This window comes from Neorhizobium sp. T25_27 (assembly GCF_002968565.1).
GTDB lineage: Bacteria > Pseudomonadota > Alphaproteobacteria > Rhizobiales > Rhizobiaceae > Neorhizobium > Neorhizobium tomejilense.
On sequence record NZ_PVBJ01000042.1, the window covers coordinates 1 to 404 of the forward strand.

1 pseudogene is annotated in these 404 nt (G+C 36.6%); it reads left to right on the forward strand.

From position 1 onward, the window contains the following. Positions 1-327, forward strand: a pseudogene (locus C5J24_RS31625) (tagatose-bisphosphate aldolase); the annotation flags it as partial. Positions 328-404: the final 77 nt, after the last annotated feature.

A 404-nucleotide genomic window follows, 5' to 3' on the forward strand; every position in this document is an offset into this window, starting at 1 on the left:
GCTGAAGGTGAAGTGGTTTATACAAAAGAGGAAGCGGCACAACACTTTAAAAATCAAGATGCAGCAACTCATTTACCATACATTTACTTAAGTGCTGGTGTTTCTGCGGAATTATTCCAAGAAACTTTAAAATTTGCTCACGAAGCTGGTGCTAAATTCAACGGTGTACTTTGTGGCCGTGCTACATGGTCTGGTGCTGTTCAAGTATACATTGAACAAGGTGAAGATGCTGCTCGTGAATGGTTACGTACAACTGGTTTCAAAAATATTGATGACTTAAATAAAGTATTAAAAGATACTGCGACATCTTGGAAACAAAGAAAATAAGTATAAAAGGGGATTAATGCTATGAATAGAGAAGAAGTCCAATTATTAGGTTTTGAAATTGTTGCATTTGCAGGGGA